Below are 16,742 nucleotides of genomic sequence, written 5' to 3' on the forward strand. Positions count from 1 at the left end.
GCCGGTCTGCCGTTTTATGCGGTATTAATCCGCCTTTCGGCGGGCTATCCCCCAGATTCGGGTAGGTTGGTTACGCGTTACGCACCCGTGCGCCACTATCTCCATTGCTGAAGACCGTTCGACTTGCATGTATTAGGCCTGCCGCTAGCGTTCATCCTGAGCCAAGATCAAACTCTCCATTGTAAAAATTCCTGCACCCAGGCGAACCTGGGCTGATGTCGAGTGCTGACCTTGCTCACATATTGACGTTATGGTCAAATTCGTTTCGCTTGGTTTGTTTCACTGTGTTTCTTCCGAAGAAGAGGCAGCAAGTGAAACACTTACTATTTTGTCTGTTTCCGTCATTCAAAGAACGTGTGATACTTCCATTTGAAGTATCAGTGTAGATTGCTTTTCAATCCGTTATCGTGGTATTTGCGGCGCTTTGTTCATTTTGGGAGTGCAAAGGTAGCAAATTTTTCTTGATTTCAAAGATTAAAGCGAAAAAAAACATAAATTTTTTCGCTTTACTTTTCAAGTTTGATCGCCTCCGGTTGAGGCGGGGTGCAAAGGTACGACGTCTTTTTTCCGCTTTGCAAGGGATTCGAGAAATAAATTTCGAAGCGTGCGAGCTTGGCTATGGATAGACGAACTGATTATCGCCGGAGCTCCGTGGCCTTTAAGATTCGGCCAAGAACTTGTGTTTTGGCGTGCCCCGTGGTCCGTTTGACGTTTCGGGACTGCAAAGGTAGGAGGAGTTTTGGGGGCGACAAGCGGCCTTTCACTAAATAGGTGATTCAGGGTTGTAAGTGGTTGAGATTCGGGCGCAAATTTTTAATGTTGCACCCGAATCTTACCTGCATCAGTAATTCTCTGATTCTTCTTCTAAATCTGCGCGAAACTCATTAGAATTGACAACAAACCCTGTTTTCCCGTTAATCGAAAATACATTTATCAAAAAGCCATTTTTCTCGAAAGCCTCTAGACGTGTTGTCATTAGCTCATGAAGCGACAGAGCGTGTGGCACGTATTCTTGCCACTCTCCTACTGCACTCAATTCAGAATACACTGCTGCTGGCCAAATTGAAACCAGTGTATTGCCTTCAACCGAAGCTAGTGCCCAAGTTCCGTCTGCACGGGTAAGCGTGTATGCCATCTCAAAATCAACAACCTTTTTTACCATGTGTTGATATCGGTCAAACGGCTTTAATGCCGACACACTGGCTATTTCCTTTTGATTTGGCTTATAGTCCATTTCAAAACTAGCGGTGGAGGGTGCTGACGCGGTCGGGGCCGACGCTGACGATGCTGATGGGCACCTGAAGCTCCTTCTCGAGGAATTCGAGATAGGCAACCAAATTAGCAGGGAGTTGAGTGGCGTCGGTGATTTGGGTGAGGTCGGTGTTCCAGCCGGGGAGGGTGATGTACTCGGGGGTGACGGTGGTGAGTTCACCAGGGTCGGGGAGTTTGGGGGTGCTTTCGCCGGTAGCGGTGCGGTAGTGGGTGCAGGCCTGGATTTCGGTGAAGGCGTCGAGAACGTCAGCTTTCATGAGGTGAAGCTCGGTCACGCCGTTGAGCATGATGGCGTAGCGCAGGGCGGGCAGGTCTATCCAGCCGGTGCGGCGGGGGCGGCCGGTGGTGGAACCGAACTCGCGGCCGGCCTGGCGGATTTGCTCCCCCACTTCGTCGTGGAGCTCAGTAGGGAACGGGCCGCTACCGACGCGGGTGCAGTAGGCTTTGGTGATGCCGTACACCTTATCTATATGACGGGGCGCGATACCGAGGCCGGTGCACGCACCGGCGGCGATGGTGCTGGAGGAGGTGACGTAGGGGTAGGAGCCGAAGTCGATATCCAATAGGGAACCCTGGGCACCTTCGGCCAGAATGCGCTTGCCTTGGGTGAGGAGGTCGTTGAGGAGGTATTCGGTGTCGGTGAGCTGGAGGGTGCGCAGGAATTCGACAGCGGAGAAGAAATCGGCTTCGAGGGCTTCGATTTCTAGTTCTTTGTGGTTGTGGGCAGCGATGGCAGCGTGCTGGGCGACGGCTTCTTTGTAGCGCTGCTCGAAATCGGGCAAGAGGATGTGGCCGACGCGGAGGCCCACGCGGCCGATTTTATCGGAATAGGTGGGGCCGATGCCTTTGAGGGTGCTGCCGATTTTGGTGTTGCCACGAGCTTCTTCGCTGATGCGGTCGAGGGCGCGGTGCGAAGGGAGGATGAGCTGGGCTTTTTTGGAGATGTAGAGGTTTTTAGACCAGTCTACTCCCCTATCGGTAAGTTTCTGGAGCTCCTGGCGGAACACGACGGGGTCAAGAACGACGCCATTGCCTACGATATTAAGGATGTGGGGATGGAAGATGCCGCTGGGCACTTGGTGCAGAACGTGCTTGATGCCGTCGAAAGTGAGGGTGTGGCCGGCGTTGGGGCCGCCCTGGAAGCGGGCTACGGCTTCGTAGGTGGGTGCTAATACGTCTACGATTTTGCCTTTGCCTTCATCGCCCCACTGGAGGCCTACTAATACGTCTACTGGCATGATGGTTTGGGTTTCGCCCTCCGAGAAACGCCTCACCCCGGCCACTCTCCGATGGAGAGGGGAGCCACGGCGGCGCGGTTCTTCTTGGAGGCTGAGGTGTTTTGTTGGTTGAGAATTGAATTACTGCTTTGTTCGTGCGCGATAAGGTCCTTGGCTACGCCGACCTTCGGTGTGCGAACTCAGGATGACAAATCCACGCTCACAATGAGAAATGGGGACAAAAAAATGGCCGCCTAAACGGCGGCCGGAGTTAGAAGTTGGCGGGCGGCGGCTTCGTCGGCGGCAACGGTGAAAATGTTGTTTAGCTTGGTTAGGGCCAGCATTTTCTTGGGGTGTTCGGCGGGATTGATGAGAACCATCTCGCCGCCGCGGCTGCGGAACTTGGTAAGAAGGGAAACTAATACGCCGATGCCGGTGCTGTTGATGTAACGAATTTCGGACAAATCGACGGCGCAGAAGTTGAGCGACTCGCCGAGGTGGTTGTTGACGGACTGGAGGAGCTGGTCGGTATCGGGGCTGCCGATGAGGTCGCCGGTGAGGCGGACGTAGAGGATGCCGTTCTGAACGGCGCTGGTGGTGGTCATGCGGGAGTGGCGGAAGAACGGGCGGCAGCCTGGGCGCGACAGTCGCCGCAGATGCCGTAAAGATTTAAAGAATGGTGCAAGATATGGAAGTTCAGGAGCTCACCGACCATGGTTTGGATGCCATGTATGCGCGGGTCGCAGAATTCCACCACTTTATGGCATTCGGTGCAGATGACGTGGTCGTGCTGGCGGTAGCCGTAGCTCTTCTCGTACTGGGCGAGGTTGCGGCCGAACTGGTGCTTGCTCACGAGGCCCTGCTCCACCAATAGGTCGAGCGTGTTGTAAACGGTGGCACGGCTCACTTGCAGGCCCCGCTCCTTCATGCCGGCATACAGCTCATCTACATCGAAGTGGCCGGAGCGGGCGTAAATTTCTTCGAGGATGGAATACCGCTCGCCGGTTTTGCGCAAACCTTTGTTTTCGAGGTGGGCCGTAAAAAGCTTGCGGACTTCTTCGAGCTTATCGGTGTTGAGGGCGGCTTGGGAGGCGGCACTGGGCGTGTGCTTCGCCGCGTAGCCGGTTTCGGAGGAGCCGCCCACCTCCTGCCCGGCCGCTTTGGCAGGGGGCGAGGGCAGATGCGCGGAAGCTACTTGGGAGGAAGACACTGGCTATGGGGTGTTGAGGAACAAAGGTAAAAAACGCAGGCTTGCTAAGCCGCAACGGCCGCGTTAGGTTTCAGCGTTCAAAGTAGAGGTGGTAGTGATTGGCGCAGCCCGGGTTGAAAGCGGCCTGGCACAGCGGGCAGGTGTTGCCGCAGCTCAGGTATGCTGCGATGCTGAGGACGCCGGTGCAATTGCCGCAATAGATGGCTTCCTGGCTGAACTCAGCTGCGGGCCAGACTACCGGCGCGTGGCTGGCTGACTCCTGGTGGCACTGAATGCAGGCATAAAAGGCATCGCAGCACTTGAATTTGATGGCAATAATGTCGCGCTCCGAATGATAGTGCGCGCACTGGGTCCGCTCGTTCACACCTACTCCGTGGCAGATTATTGCAGGTTCCGGGTTCATTTTCATGAATCAAACCGCTCTACCTGCAGCACGCCGTTTACGCGACTCAGCCGTTGAATGAGCTTATCGAGGTGGCCGGTATCGTTGACAAACACCATAATCTGGCCTTCGAAGAAACCGTCGTTGGCATCCACGGTGATGGAGCGCATGTTTACTTTCAGGCTGGTGCTGATGATGCGCGTGACGTCGTTGACGATACCAACCCGGTCGGAGCCTTTCAGGCGAATACCGGCCAAGAAGGCGAGTTCAAGCTGGTCGGTCCACTTAGCGCGCACAATGCGGTTGCCGTAGTTGGACATCAAATCAACGGCCCGGGGGCAGTTGGTGCGGTGAATGATGAGGCCCTGGTCGGTTTCGAAGCCGAAAACGTCATCGCCGGGAATGGGATTGCAGCAGCGGGCAATGCTGTAATCGAATTTGTCGGTGTGTTCGCCCACCACGAGCATGTCGGGGCGCACTCCGCGGATTTTCTGCACTTCGTTGTCGAACGCCTTGGGCTCAAGTACGGAGGGCGTTGCTTTGTCCGCACTAAATAACGACTCGCGAATGGTGCGGCCGTCCACCTGCCCAATGGCCAGGCGGTAATAGAATTCCTGCGCGCTGGGCACGTTGAAGTAGGCCAGCAGGCGGTTGAAATTCTCCTGGGTGAAGGGCACGCCAATGTTTTCCAGCCGTTTTTCCAGTAGGAAACGCCCGTCCTCCGCTTTCGCCCGTTTGTCGTCGCGCAAGAAGTCCTTGATTTTGGAGCGGGCCTTGGTGGTGATGACGTAGTTGAGCCACTCCGACGTGGGCCGCTGCTTGTGCGACGTCAGGATTTCGACCTGGTCCCCGTTGTGCAGCTGGTAGCTGAGCGGCTCCAGTTTTTGGTTCACCTTGGCCCCGAGGCAATGCAGGCCAATGTGGGTGTGAATGTCGAAAGCAAAGTCCAGCGCGGTGGCTTTGTCCGGCAAAATCACCAGCTTTCCCTTGGGTGTGAAGGCGTAGACCTCCTTCACGAACAGGTTCTGGCGGAACTCGTCCATGAATTCGAGGGCGCTGGAATTATTGGTTTCCAGCATCTCGCGCACCTTGTTCACCCAGCCTTCCAGCGAGCTTTCGGGCTGAATGCTGCCGGTATCCTTGTATTTCCAGTGCGCGGCGTAGCCTTTCTCGGCAATATCGTCCATGCGGCGCGAGCGGATTTGAACTTCCACCCACTGGCCGGCCCGCGACATCACGGTGGTGTGCAGGCTCTCGTAGCCGTTGGCTTTGGGGGTCGAGACCCAGTCCCGCAGCCGGTCGGGATTGGGCTGGTAGAAATCGGTCACGATGCTATAGACCTGCCAGCAAGCCGCTTTTTCCTGCTCCGGCGGCACGTCCAAGATGACGCGAACAGCGAACAAGTCGTACACCTCGTCGAAGGTGATGTTCTGCTTCTTCATCTTCTTCAGAACCGAATAGATGCTCTTGGGCCGGCCCTTTATCTCAAACTCGAAGCCCTGCGCCTTCAATTCGTCTTCAATGGGCTGCACAAAGTCCTTGATAAAGCGGTTGCGCGCGCTCTGGCTCTGCCGCACTTTGGCCTTGAGGTCGGTGTAGGTGTCGGTATCGGTGAATTTGAGGTACAAATCCTCCAGCTCACTCTTTATAGTATAGAGACCCAGCCGATGCGCCAACGGGGCGTACAGATACAGTGTCTCCGAAGCAATTTTCAGCTGCTTGTGCCGCGGCATCGAGTCCAGGGTCCGCATGTTGTGCAGGCGGTCGGCAATTTTAATGAGGATAACGCGCACGTCTTCGCTCAGCGTGAGCAGCATTTTGCGGAAGTTTTCGGCCTGCTCGCTGGTGCCGTACTCAAACACGCCCGAAATCTTGGTCAGGCCGTCGATGATTCGGGCCACTTTCGGGCCGAACTCGCGCTCGATGTCAGAAATTTCCGTGGGCGTGTCCTCCACCACATCGTGCAGCAGGGCAGCCACAATGCTCGTGGTGCCCAGCCCAATCTCCTCCACCGCAATCTGGGCCACTGCCAGCGGGTGCAGAATGTAGGGCTCGCCGGACTTGCGGCGCATCTCTTTGTGCGCTTCAAGGCTCTGATTGAATGCTTTTTTAATCAGCTTGGTGTCGCCATCCTGCAGGTAGGGCTTGGCCGTGCGCAGCAGGCGGCGGTAGTGGCGCAGGATTTCCTGGCGTTCGGCTTCGGGAGAGATAACGGGAGGCATAGGTGGTAAAGTAACAAAGGCCGGGGAGAAAAGGTGGCCCAAACGGTCCTACGCAGACTACTTACACTTGGGCTTTGCGCACAATGAATTTCCCGAGTACCTTTGCGGGCCCGTAGCAGTCGGCGTGCGGCACCATATGCGGATATGGCGAAATTGGTAGACGTGCCAGACTTAGGATCTGGTGCCGCAAGGCGTGTGGGTTCGAGTCCCTCTATCCGCACTTTTTTTGATGTAGGCCTTCAGTCGCATAGGCTGGAGGTTTTTTTTTCAACTTTTCAACCTGCCAGCGGAAGCCGGCTCCCCTGTTTTGAACATTACCCTCGACAAGAACGACGAGCAGCTGACCGGGCTGCTGAAAGTCCAGCTCACCGAAGCCGACTACGCGCCCACGGTTGACAAGCAAATCAAAGAGTACACCAAGCGCGCCCAGGTGAAGGGCTTCCGTCCTGGCATGGTGCCCGTGGGCATGGTGCGCAAGATGTACGGCAAAGGCATTCTGGCGGAGGAAATCAACAAAATGCTGGGCAAATCGGTGGATGCCTACATTAAGGAGAACAACATCAAGCTGCTGGGCGAGCCCCTGCCCGTGCCAAGCGACGTGAATTTCGAAACCGATAAGGACTTCGAATTTCAGTTTGAGTTGGGCCTGCTGCCCGACTTTGAGCTGCCCGCCGAGGGTGCGCTGCAAGTGGAGCGCCACCAGGTAACCATCGACGAGGAAACCCTCAACCAGACCAACGAGCAAATTGCCCGGCAGTACGGCGAGACGACCAACCCCGAGGAATCGGAAGCCGGCGACTACCTCTTCGGCAAGCTGAAGAAGGCTGATGAGGAAGGCGAAGGCCGCACTATCCTGCTGCCCATCGCCAAAATCACCGGCGACTCGGCCCAGTTTGTGGGCAAAAAAGGCGGCGACGCCGTGACGTTTGACCTGCAGGCCGCTTTCGGCAACGACGCGGCTACGGTTTCGAGCGTGACAGGCCTGAGCAAGGAAGAGGCCGCTACGGCTACCGGCGACTACGTGTTCAACGTGGAGAAGGTGAACCGCACGACGGCTCCCGAAATGAACCAGGAGCTGTTCGACAAAGTCTTTGGTCCCGAGGCAGTGGCTTCGCAGGAAGAGTTCGACGCTAAAGTGCGCGAAACCATCCAGTCGAACTACGACCGCGAGAGCGACGGCGCCCTCAACAACAGCATTGTGGAGCAGCTGGTGAGCACCGTGGAAATTAAGGTGCCCACGGAGTTCTTCAAGAAGTGGCTGGTGCGCGCCAACGAAGGCAAACTGACGCCTGAGAAGGTGGAGGAGCACTACAGCGACTACGAGAAGGAGCTGAAGTGGAGCATGATTCGCAACAAAGTGGTGGAAGACGCCGGCCTGAAGGTGAGCAACGACGAGATTGTGGACCGCACCCTCGACAAAATCATGGGCCAGTTCAACATGCCCAACATGCCCGACGAAATGCGCGAGTCGATGCGGCAGTACGCCGACAGCTTCCTGAAGCAGGAGAACGGCAAAAACTACGTGAGCGAGTACGAGGCCATTCTGGCAGAGAAAGTGCTGGAAAACCTGCGCGGCAAAGTTGTTGTTACGGACAAGCCCGTAACGGCCGAAGAATTCCGGACCCTGCACAGCTAGCAATAGCCAAGCAGCCCGACTTTCGGAAAAGCCCTTACGGAAACGTAGGGGCTTTTTTTGTTGGTGTTCCAACAACATTCCCTTACTTCGCTCGTCTTTGTTACCTCACCCGCGCAAGCTCACAACGTGCGCCCCAAATTTCTCCAATGAATCCATTACTGAATAAGCAAGAGTTTCGCAAGTTTGCCGTGAAGGGCCAGGGACTCAACGGCCTGGGCGTGGACCAGTACCTGACCCACATGGAGGGCATTGCCCGCCAGAACTTTACCGGCATGACCCGCTCGGTGATTGAGGAGCGCCCCACGCGCTTCGCTGAAATCGACGTGTTTTCGCGCCTCATCATGGACCGGATTGTGTTCCTGGGCACGGCCGTGGACGACTACATTGCCAACATCCTGACGGCGCAGATGCTGTTTCTGGAGTCGGCCGATGCCAAGAAGGACATCCTGCTCTACATCAACTCGCCCGGTGGCTCGGTGTATGCCGGCCTGGGCATCTACGACACCATGCAGTACGTGAACCCCGACGTGGCCACGATTTGCACGGGACTTGCCGCCTCCATGGGCGCCGTGCTGCTGGCCGGTGGCGCCGAGAACAAACGCTCGGCCCTCCCCCACGCCCGCGTCATGATTCACCAGCCCTCGGGTGGTGCGCAGGGCCAGTCGTCGGACATCGAAATCACGGCCCGCGAAATCCTCAAATTGAAGAAGGAGCTGTATGACATTCTGGCGCAGCACACCGGCAAAACCTACCAGGAAATTCACGACAACTCGGACCGCGACTACTGGATGCGTGCCGACGAAGCCAAAGAGTACGGCCTGATTGACGAGGTGCTGGAGAAGAAGAAAGCCTAACCCCGCGTTGGGTCTGATTTTTTGAATTTCCGCTTGTAACAAAAATCTCCCGCTGCAGCAGCGGGGGATTTTTGCGTTTGGTGCTGACGCGAACCGCTCCGGAATGCGTTAGAATTTGCCGGTGAGGCCCACTTTGAGGTAGGTCTGGTCGTAGCCAAGCTCGGCGAAAACGCCCAGATTGGACAGCAGGTAGTAGCGGCCACCCACGAAGATGCCGGGCGCCAACTTGGCGCCACTGCCGGCGCCGGGAGCCGAGGTGCTGCCTTCGTAGGCCGCTCTGCTGTAGCGCAGGCCAACTCCGAGGCCGGCATAGGCGTCAAACTCCGGAAGTACGGGGTAGTGGAACGCGCCACGGACGGCGAGCAGCACGTCGGTGTATTTCCAGCGCTCGCCCCCGCTCAGGTTGTAGGAAGCGCCCTGGTAGCCGATAAAAGCGCCCGCGCCGAGCACGCCGGGCCCAATGGGAAGCAGGCCACGCTCGTACGATAAGTTGACAGCAGGCGATACCGAAGACGTGCCACCCGTTTGCTTGTTGCGGTAGTTATTGCCGCTGCCCACCCCAATGCCGAGGTTCAGCACCTGGTTGCCGGCCCGGAACGGGCGTCGGTGAACGTGGTGGGCAGCACCGTTTCGAGCAGCGACGGCGCAGCTTCTGCGGCCGGCTCAGGTGGTGGCACGGTGCGAACCGGGGGTTTGGCGACGGGTTTGGCGGCGGGTTTGGCAGTGGGCCGGGGCGCGGGCTTGCGGGTAGAAGTTTGAGCGCGAACGCCAGCTAGTGGCAAGGCAGCCACCAACCCACCCGCCAGCAGCATGTGAAAGATGCTTTTCATAGAAAGGCAAAGTACGTGGCTGGAAAAAGAAAATAGCACGGTACGCAGCCAGGTGCGCCGCTGGTACAGGAACGGTCGGAGCCAATACGAAGGACAAAAATATGGCCAAAATGGCATCTAGGTGGGGTTGAGATGCCTAATTGCAGTGCGTATGGCAAGCTCTGCCAGGGCCTGAAAACTATTGGGAGGAAATACTGAATTATGAATAAAACCCAGGCAGCCTGGCCATTAATGGTGCGGCGCAACCCGGTGCCAGGGCCTTTGGTCGTGGTAGTGCGCTCAGCGTGAGGACTCCCACCAATCCAGCAAGCAGGAGTTCAAGGCCGAACTTTGTTAAGCACCACGCTCTTTAAGGGGCTCGCTTGTTATTGAAGGGCTGGCTTACGCTTTTGACAATGGCACCATTTTTCGCCAAACAGGCGTTGGGCATGTTGTATCTTTGGGCCCGCTTGTTCAAAAACTAGCCTTCTCTCTTACTATTCTATTCTTCTTTCCGTGGCCGAAATATCCTGTTCCTTTTGTAATAAAAGCAAGCGCGAAGTTGCCGTTATGATTTCGGGCATCAACGCCCACATCTGCGAAAAATGCGTGGGCCAGGCCCAGCATATCCTCGACGAAGAAGCCAAAGCCCAGGACGCCAGCAAGCAACCCAAGTTCAACCTCATCAAGCCCAAGGCCATTAAGGACCACCTCGACCAGTACGTGGTGGGCCAGGACGAGGCCAAGCGCGTGATGTCGGTGGCGGTGTACAACCACTACAAGCGCCTGATGCAGAAGCCGCAGGAGGACGAGGTGCAGATTGAAAAGTCCAACATCATCATGGTGGGCGAAACCGGCACCGGCAAAACCTTCCTGGCGCGCATGCTGGCCAAGATTCTGCAGGTGCCCTTCTGCATTGCCGATGCCACCGTGCTCACCGAGGCCGGCTATGTGGGCGAAGACGTAGAAAGCATCCTCACCCGCCTGCTGCAAGCGGCCGACTACAACCTGGAAGCCGCCGAGCGCGGCATCGTGTACATCGACGAAATCGATAAAATTGCCCGCAAGAGCGACAACCCCAGCATCACGCGCGACGTGAGCGGCGAGGGCGTGCAGCAGGCGTTGCTCAAGCTGCTGGAAGGCACCGCCATCAACGTGCCGCCGCAGGGAGGCCGCAAGCACCCCGAGCAAAAGATGATTTCGGTGAACACCGAGAACATCCTTTTCATCTGCGGGGGCGCCTTTTCGGGTCTCGACCGCATCATCAAGAGCCGCCTGAACACCAAGCCCATGGGCTTTGCCAAGACGAACCTCGACGACCAGGTGGACACCGAGAATTTCCTGCGCTACGTCTCGGCCCAAGACATCAAATCGTTCGGGCTGATTCCGGAATTGATTGGTCGCCTGCCGGTGCTTACCCACCTCAACCCGCTGGACCGCACCACGCTGCGCATGATTCTGACCGAGCCGAAGAACTCGCTCGTGCGCCAGTATAAGCGCTTGTTCGGCATGGAGAACATCGAGCTCAGCTTCACCGAGGACGCGCTCGAATACATTGTGGAAAAGGCCGACGAGTACCGCCTCGGGGCCCGCGGCCTGCGCTCCATCTGCGAGAGCATCATGACCGATGCCATGTTTGAGATGCCTTCGGAAGAAGGGGCCGATGCACTGCAGATTAACTTAAGTTACTGCCGCAGCAAGTTTGAGAAGTCGCCCCTGCGCCAGATGCGAGCGGCATAAAAAAGAATTAGTAATTAATAATGAGTAATGAAAAATGCCCGTCTGGTAATCCAGATGGGCATTTTTCATTGCTGAAGATTTTTATAAAGTTGATTTTTCAAGTGTTTATCATCCTGAGCGGCGCGAAGGACATTATCACGAATGGAATTTCATCAACCGGATGCAGTTCAGGTGTGATGAGGTCCTTCGCTCCGCTCGGGATGACAGATGACAGGTTTTTCGATTTTTGAAACTGCTTCAATAACTAAAACCTACTCCACTACGACCCGCTGGACGGTGGGCGTGCGGCGGTCGGTTTGCACGGTGAGCAGGTAGGTACCGGCGGACAAGCCGGCCATGGACAACTCGGTTTCGCTGCCGCTGAAGATGCGGGTGCTCACCAATTGGCCCACCACGTTGCGCAGGGTGACGGTGGCCTGGGCAGCACGCGCGGCCAGCTTTATGTGCAGCAAGCCTTTGCCGGCCACAGGGTTAGGCCAGATGCTGAACTCGCTTTTGCTGCTGTTGATAGCCGCCGTGATAGTGCCGACGGTGAAGAGCTGGCCGTTGCTGGTACCAGAGGCAGTGGTCACAACCACATTGCCGGTGGTGGCGCCCGTGGGAACGGTGAACGTGATGGTGGTGGCGTTCAGGACGGACAATCCCGTGACGGGAGTGCCGTTGAGCGTGACGCTGGAGGCCCCGTTCAAGTCGGTGCCCGTGAGCGTGACGGCCGTGCCTACCGGGCCGGATGCGGGGCTCAGGGTGGTAATTACCGGTGCGGGCGATGTAGCAGAGCACGTGGCGCTGAGGGTGAAATCACCGGTTTCGGTGTCGAAGCCGCTCACGAACACCAAGTAATTGGTGCCGGCCGTCGTGTTGAACGTGACGGCAGAAGCAACGCCGTTGGGGTTGCACGTCAGGTCATCGTCGTTGGCGCCGATGCAAGTAAAAGTACCGCAAGCCCCGGAGTACACAAAAAGCTTGGTGTCGAAATTGGTAGTGGAGCTGCAGGTAGAAACGGTGATGGGGCTGCCATTGCCGACTATAGTGTAAAACACGCCCCCGGCATCTACGGTCTCGAAGCAGTCGTCGACGGGGTCGCCGGTGGCGGTGGCGCTGGTGGTGCTGCCGGTTACGGTTTGGCCGCAGGCAAGCGGCAGAGCATTGAGGCAAAGGTCATTGGCGGGAGGCACCAGAAAGTTGGTTTCGGAGGCGCCCGTGCCACCCGCCGCCGTGACAACAATGGGGCCCGAAGTGGCTCCTGCTGGCACAGTGACCGTAATCTGGGTAGAAGAGTTGAGGGTGAAAGTGGGGGCCACAACGCCATTGAACGTGATTTGCGTGGTGCCGCCGAAGTTGCTGCCGGTGAGCACGACCACGGTGCCGGCCGAGCCGGCGTTGGGCGTGAACGAGGTAATAACCGGGGCCGGAATCACGACGAAGCTACCGGCCGAAACGCCGGTGCCGGTGGCCGTGGTAACGGCAATTGGGCCGGATACCGCGCCTGGGGGCACCGTTACCGTAATCTGAGTGGCCGAGTTGACAGTAAATACCGGAGCAAAAATGCCGTTGAACTGCACAGTAGTTGCATTGGCGAAGCCCGTGCCCGTGAGCACCACCTGGCTGCCCACCGCGCCGGTACCGGGCGTGAAGCTGCTGATAGCGGGCGGAGCGCCTACCACAAAAGGCGTGGCGGAGGTGCCGGTGCCGGTAGGGCCCACCACGGTAATGGCGCCGGTGCTAGTGCCAGCCGCTACGGTGGCCGTAATCTGCGTGGCCGAATTTGCCGTGAATGAAGCGGCCGGAGTACCGTTGAAGCTCACGGCCGTGGCCCCCGCGAGGTTGGTGCCGGTGAGGGTGACCACCGTGCCGGACAACCCGCCCGCCGGCGAGAAGCTGCTGATGGTGGGCGCCGCAACAGACGCAATGCTGAAGCTGACGTTGGAAATATCGAAAAAGTAGTTGTCCACGGATTCCACCATGAGGCGGGCCTGGCTGCTGGTCACGTTGGGGGCAGCTACCACGACGCTGCCGTCGTTGGGCTCGTTCAGGGCCAGTACCACGGGGTAAGTCAGGCCGCCGTCGAGGCTCAGGCGCAGGTTGACTAAGGCGCAACTCACGGGCGGAGCGGTGGTATTGGCCACGTTCCAGGTAATGGTTTGGGCGCTGCCACCAGTCCAGGACACGGCGGTGTTGGGAGCGGTGACTTCGAAGGGGCCCGCCGTACTGCTCACGTTCAGGCGCAGGGTGGGGCTGAAATCGATGCCGCCTACCACCCCAACGGGGCCGTTGTGCTCGTCGCGCACGGTGCAGCGAAAATTAAGCTGACGCGTAACCGTTGGCAACTGTTCGTCCCGGGAGGAAGTGTTGCCGAGTTGGTCACTCAGGCGCGGGAAATAGCGCGTCCCGGACGGGGTGGGCGTAAACGAGCGGAACAGCGGCCGGTTGTCGTTGGGCACCTGGGCCGCGGTGGGCGGGCCGGGCCGGCCGAGGTCCAGTTCTTCCCAAGAATAAGTAATGGGGTCGTTCTGGGCATCGGTCGCCGTCGCCGTCAGCTTGAAAGGCGTGCTGATGGGCAGCGTCCGCACGCTGCGGGGGACCGTGAGGTCGGGGGGCGTGTTGCCGGTGGCAGCGCTGGTACCGCAGGTAGTGCCATCTACGAAAGCCCGGATTTCCTCGTAGCTGCCGGTGTGGAAAACGGCGTCGGAATTGGGTTGCAGGTTATCGGCCGGAGCGCAGATGCCGGCGTAGGCCATGATGGTAGACCCCGAGCCCGGCTCCCAGGCAGTAGAAGGATTGCGGTTGCCGGCGCAGTTGCCGCCATCGCCGTTGAAGGTGTGGTTGCCGCCAAACTGGTGTCCCATTTCATGCGCAACGAAATCAATATCGAAGGCATCGCCCACGGGGTTGGGTAGGCCCGTGACGCCTTGGGCTTTTTGCCTTGGAACGCATACCACGCCCAGCAGCGCCACTCCCCCGCCGTTGGTGCTCACCACGTGGCCAATGTCATAGTTGGCATTACCAATAATGCGGTCGATGTTGGTCTGGTTTTGTCCCAGCATGGCTTCGCCGTTGTTATCGGTATAGGGCGGCGAAGGCTGGGGGCCGGTGCCACTCAGGAAAACCAGCTTATCGTTGTTCGGCACCAGCACCATGCGCACGGTCAGTTCCCGCTCGTACACGCCTACCACGCGGTTCACGGTGGTTGCCTCGGCGGCAAGCACGCCGGCCACGGTGTTGCCCTTGGTGAGGGCGTACTCGGGGGTGCAGGCAAGGGCCAGGCGGTAGGTGCGCAACAGCGGGCCGCTGGCAGCCGGCCGGGCCGCCACCGCGGCCTGGGCCGATTTGCGCCGGGCGGCCGTGGCGCTTTTGTTGGCCGCAGTGGGCTGGAAGCCGCAGGCCAGGGCCGTGGCGGCGCGGTTCATGTCGCGCTTATAAAACCCGAGGTAATGCCGGGTGTCGTTGGGGGCCACGGGGTCGATGTAAAAGCTATTGCCGGCACCGGTGAGTACCTGGGCATGGAAGCCCCGCGGCGTCAGGTCGAGCCGCACGGAGGCAGCCGCGTCGTCAAGTCCCACCCCGGCGTAGGTTTTTATCTCAGGAAACCGGGCCGCGAGCGCGGGCGCCAACACGGAAGACTGACGGATGGCAAAGCGGCCGGTGCTCCCATTGGGCAGGGGTAGCACCAGCACCAGGGGAGCCGCGCCAGCCTGCGCTTCCGATGGCGCCGCGGCCAGGGCCCCGCGCAGACCGGCTACGTCCAGGGTCAGGGCCTGCGAACGGAAGAGGGCCGCACCCAGCCTGGACTTTGCGGCCGCCCCACGGGCTTCGCCATCGGCCCGGAAAAAGGGAGCCGTGGCTTTGGATTGCGCCCTGGCCCCCAAGGCCATGCCCAGTACCAGGAACAGCAACGCGCCAGCCCGGCCCAGCCGCGCCCCGACTGCTGAAATCGCCGTTGCCCCTCCAGTAGCCGAGCGGCCGTCGTAACGCTTTGTCATCTAAATTATCGTGATTGAAGTAGAAGAAGTAAATCTAAGGCAAAGCGAGGACACAAGGCGCTGAAGGTGTTGCGGCTCGGGCTGTTGTGGTGTGGGGGACGCATATATTCTGACAAGAAGACAACAAAAAGCCCCGGTGCGGAACACCGGGGCGTTGTTAGGGAGCCGTGAGCTGAGAGGCAACTCCTCGGCTACTTTGGGCAAAGCACTATCTCTGTCTAGCTGGCTTTCAGGTAGTTCACCATCAGTTCAGCGGTTTTCCGGGCGGCTTGCTGCTGGCCCAGCTTTTCGCGCAGCTCTGAGTAGCCAACTTTGAGGCGCGCCATATAGTCGGCATCCGTGAGCATGGTTTTGAGTTCGTCGAGCAGGTTACGGGCGTTGAAATCGCCCTGAATCAATTCCTTAACCACGGCCCGGCCCACAATGAGGTTGACCAGCGAAATGTAGGGCACCTTGATAACCATCTTGCCGATGGCGTAGCTCAGGGCGCTGGTACGATAGCACACAATCTGGGGCACGTCAAACAGCGCGGTTTCCAGCGTGGCCGTACCGCTGGTCACAAGAGCCGCCTTGGCGTGGTGGAGCAGGTCGAAGGTTTGCTCAAACAGGAACTTAATGCCGTTGCGCTCGAAGTGGCGGTAGTAGTTGGGGTCCAGATTGCTCACGCCGGCCACCACAAACTGGTACTCCTGGAAGCCCGGCAAAATGGCAATCATCTCATGAAGCGTCTCCTCAATCTCCTGCTTGCGCGAGCCCGGCAGCACGGCAATAATGGGCCGGTCGGGGTCGAGGCGGTTGCGCTCAAAAAAGTCGGGCGCAGGCTGAAATTCAGCCACGGCATCGGCGGTGGGGTTGCCGGTGTAGTCCACTTTGTAGTCAAACTTCCGGTAGAACGCCTCCTCAAAGGGCAGAATGACAAACATCTTGTCGACTCGCGCCTTGACTTTCTCAACGCGGCCCTGGTTCCAGGCCCAAATTTTGGGCGAGATGTAGTAGAACACTTTGATGCCGTGGTCCTTGGCCACTTTGGCCATCCGCATGTTGAAACCGGCATAATCGACCAGAATCAGGACATCGGGCTTATAAGCCAATAAGTCTGCCTGGCACTGCTTCAGGTACCCGCGAAACTTGAGGACGCTGGTGGCCGCCTCCACAAAGCCCATAATGGCCAGGTCCTGGTAGTGCCGCACCAGTTCGCCGCCCGCCGCCGCCATCTGGTCGCCGCCCCAGAACCGGAACTGCGCCTCGGCATCCTGCCCACGCAGTTCAAGCATGAGGTTGGCCGCGTGAAAGTCGCCCGACCGCTCGCCGGCTATTAAGTAGTATTTCATTTGGGGGAATTATAAATTATGAATTATGAATTATGAATTGAGCCGAGTTTTCAATTTGGTAATCAGCACTTCACCACTCATAATTCATA

General features: G+C 58.2%; 13 protein-coding genes, 1 tRNA gene and 1 rRNA gene. 4 read left to right on the plus strand and 11 right to left on the minus strand.

Features of this window, described 5'->3' with window-relative positions; translation table 11 throughout:
* From BEN47_RS06290 to BEN47_RS06315, 7 genes are all read right to left on the minus strand, one after another.
* Positions 1 to 183 (minus strand): 16S ribosomal RNA (locus BEN47_RS06290); the annotation flags it as partial.
* 658 nt (positions 184 to 841) lie between these two features.
* Positions 842 to 1,234, minus strand: coding sequence for a DUF2750 domain-containing protein (locus tag BEN47_RS20155; RefSeq protein WP_083322177.1), 393 nt, complete (start codon positions 1,232 to 1,234; stop codon positions 842 to 844).
* Positions 1,235 to 1,241: 7 nt separating this feature from the next.
* A complete protein-coding gene (locus tag BEN47_RS06295; RefSeq protein ID WP_070726467.1) occupies positions 1,242 to 2,510 on the minus strand; it encodes an adenylosuccinate synthase in 1,269 nt (422 codons plus the stop codon).
* Positions 2,511 to 2,743: 233 nt separating this feature from the next.
* Positions 2,744 to 3,094, minus strand: a complete 351-nt coding sequence (locus tag BEN47_RS06300) for an STAS domain-containing protein (protein WP_070726333.1) — start codon at positions 3,092 to 3,094, stop codon at positions 2,744 to 2,746.
* Positions 3,091 to 3,633 (minus strand): Fur family transcriptional regulator, encoded by a 543-nt coding sequence (locus BEN47_RS06305; RefSeq protein ID WP_070726469.1) that lies wholly within the window; start codon positions 3,631 to 3,633, stop codon positions 3,091 to 3,093. The genes BEN47_RS06300 and BEN47_RS06305 overlap by 4 nt, the downstream gene beginning before the upstream one ends.
* Positions 3,634 to 3,769: 136 nt before the next feature.
* The gene (locus BEN47_RS06310) at positions 3,770 to 4,063 is read right to left on the minus strand and encodes a CHY zinc finger protein (protein WP_239691519.1); all 294 of its coding nucleotides are present in this window, start codon (positions 4,061 to 4,063) and stop codon (positions 3,770 to 3,772) included.
* A gap of 41 nt (positions 4,064 to 4,104) precedes the next feature.
* Positions 4,105 to 6,303, minus strand: a complete 2,199-nt coding sequence (locus tag BEN47_RS06315; protein ID WP_070726347.1) for a RelA/SpoT family protein — start codon at positions 6,301 to 6,303, stop codon at positions 4,105 to 4,107.
* A 138-nt stretch (positions 6,304 to 6,441) separates the two neighbouring features.
* Here BEN47_RS06315 and BEN47_RS06320 point away from each other — a divergent pair.
* The 3 genes from BEN47_RS06320 to BEN47_RS06330 all read left to right on the plus strand — a co-directional run bounded on the left by BEN47_RS06320 (position 6,442) and on the right by BEN47_RS06330 (position 8,793).
* Positions 6,442 to 6,523, plus strand: a tRNA-Leu gene (locus tag BEN47_RS06320).
* 87 nt (positions 6,524 to 6,610) lie between these two features.
* A complete protein-coding gene (tig, locus tag BEN47_RS06325) occupies positions 6,611 to 7,939 on the plus strand; it encodes a trigger factor (protein WP_070726349.1) in 1,329 nt (442 codons plus the stop codon).
* Positions 7,940 to 8,085: 146 nt separating this feature from the next.
* Positions 8,086 to 8,793: a ClpP family protease gene (locus BEN47_RS06330; RefSeq protein WP_035562744.1), complete on the plus strand. Its 708-nt coding sequence runs from the start codon at positions 8,086 to 8,088 to the stop codon at positions 8,791 to 8,793.
* Positions 8,794 to 8,901: 108 nt separating this feature from the next.
* Here BEN47_RS06330 and BEN47_RS06335 read toward each other — a convergent pair whose 3' ends face one another.
* On the minus strand, positions 8,902 to 9,372 hold the full coding sequence (locus BEN47_RS06335; RefSeq protein ID WP_070726352.1) for a hypothetical protein: 471 nt from the start codon (positions 9,370 to 9,372) through the stop codon (positions 8,902 to 8,904).
* Positions 9,366 to 9,623, minus strand: a complete 258-nt coding sequence (locus BEN47_RS06340) for a hypothetical protein (RefSeq protein WP_070726356.1) — start codon at positions 9,621 to 9,623, stop codon at positions 9,366 to 9,368. The genes BEN47_RS06335 and BEN47_RS06340 overlap by 7 nt, the downstream gene beginning before the upstream one ends.
* Positions 9,624 to 10,118: 495 nt before the next feature.
* Between BEN47_RS06340 and clpX the strand changes: the two genes are divergently transcribed.
* On the plus strand, positions 10,119 to 11,342 hold the full coding sequence (gene clpX, locus BEN47_RS06345; RefSeq protein WP_070726358.1) for an ATP-dependent Clp protease ATP-binding subunit ClpX: 1,224 nt from the start codon (positions 10,119 to 10,121) through the stop codon (positions 11,340 to 11,342).
* A gap of 251 nt (positions 11,343 to 11,593) precedes the next feature.
* Here clpX and BEN47_RS06350 read toward each other — a convergent pair whose 3' ends face one another.
* Both BEN47_RS06350 and lpxB read right to left on the minus strand, forming a co-directional pair.
* A complete protein-coding gene (locus BEN47_RS06350) occupies positions 11,594 to 15,322 on the minus strand; it encodes a reprolysin-like metallopeptidase (protein WP_094123006.1) in 3,729 nt (1,242 codons plus the stop codon).
* A gap of 218 nt (positions 15,323 to 15,540) precedes the next feature.
* Positions 15,541 to 16,653 (minus strand): lipid-A-disaccharide synthase, encoded by a 1,113-nt coding sequence (gene lpxB / locus BEN47_RS06355; RefSeq protein ID WP_070726364.1) that lies wholly within the window; start codon positions 16,651 to 16,653, stop codon positions 15,541 to 15,543.
* Positions 16,654 to 16,742 lie beyond the last annotated feature (89 nt).

It is taken from the genome of Hymenobacter lapidarius (genome assembly GCF_001816145.1).
In the GTDB taxonomy this organism is placed as follows: Bacteria; Bacteroidota; Bacteroidia; order Cytophagales; family Hymenobacteraceae; genus Hymenobacter; species Hymenobacter lapidarius.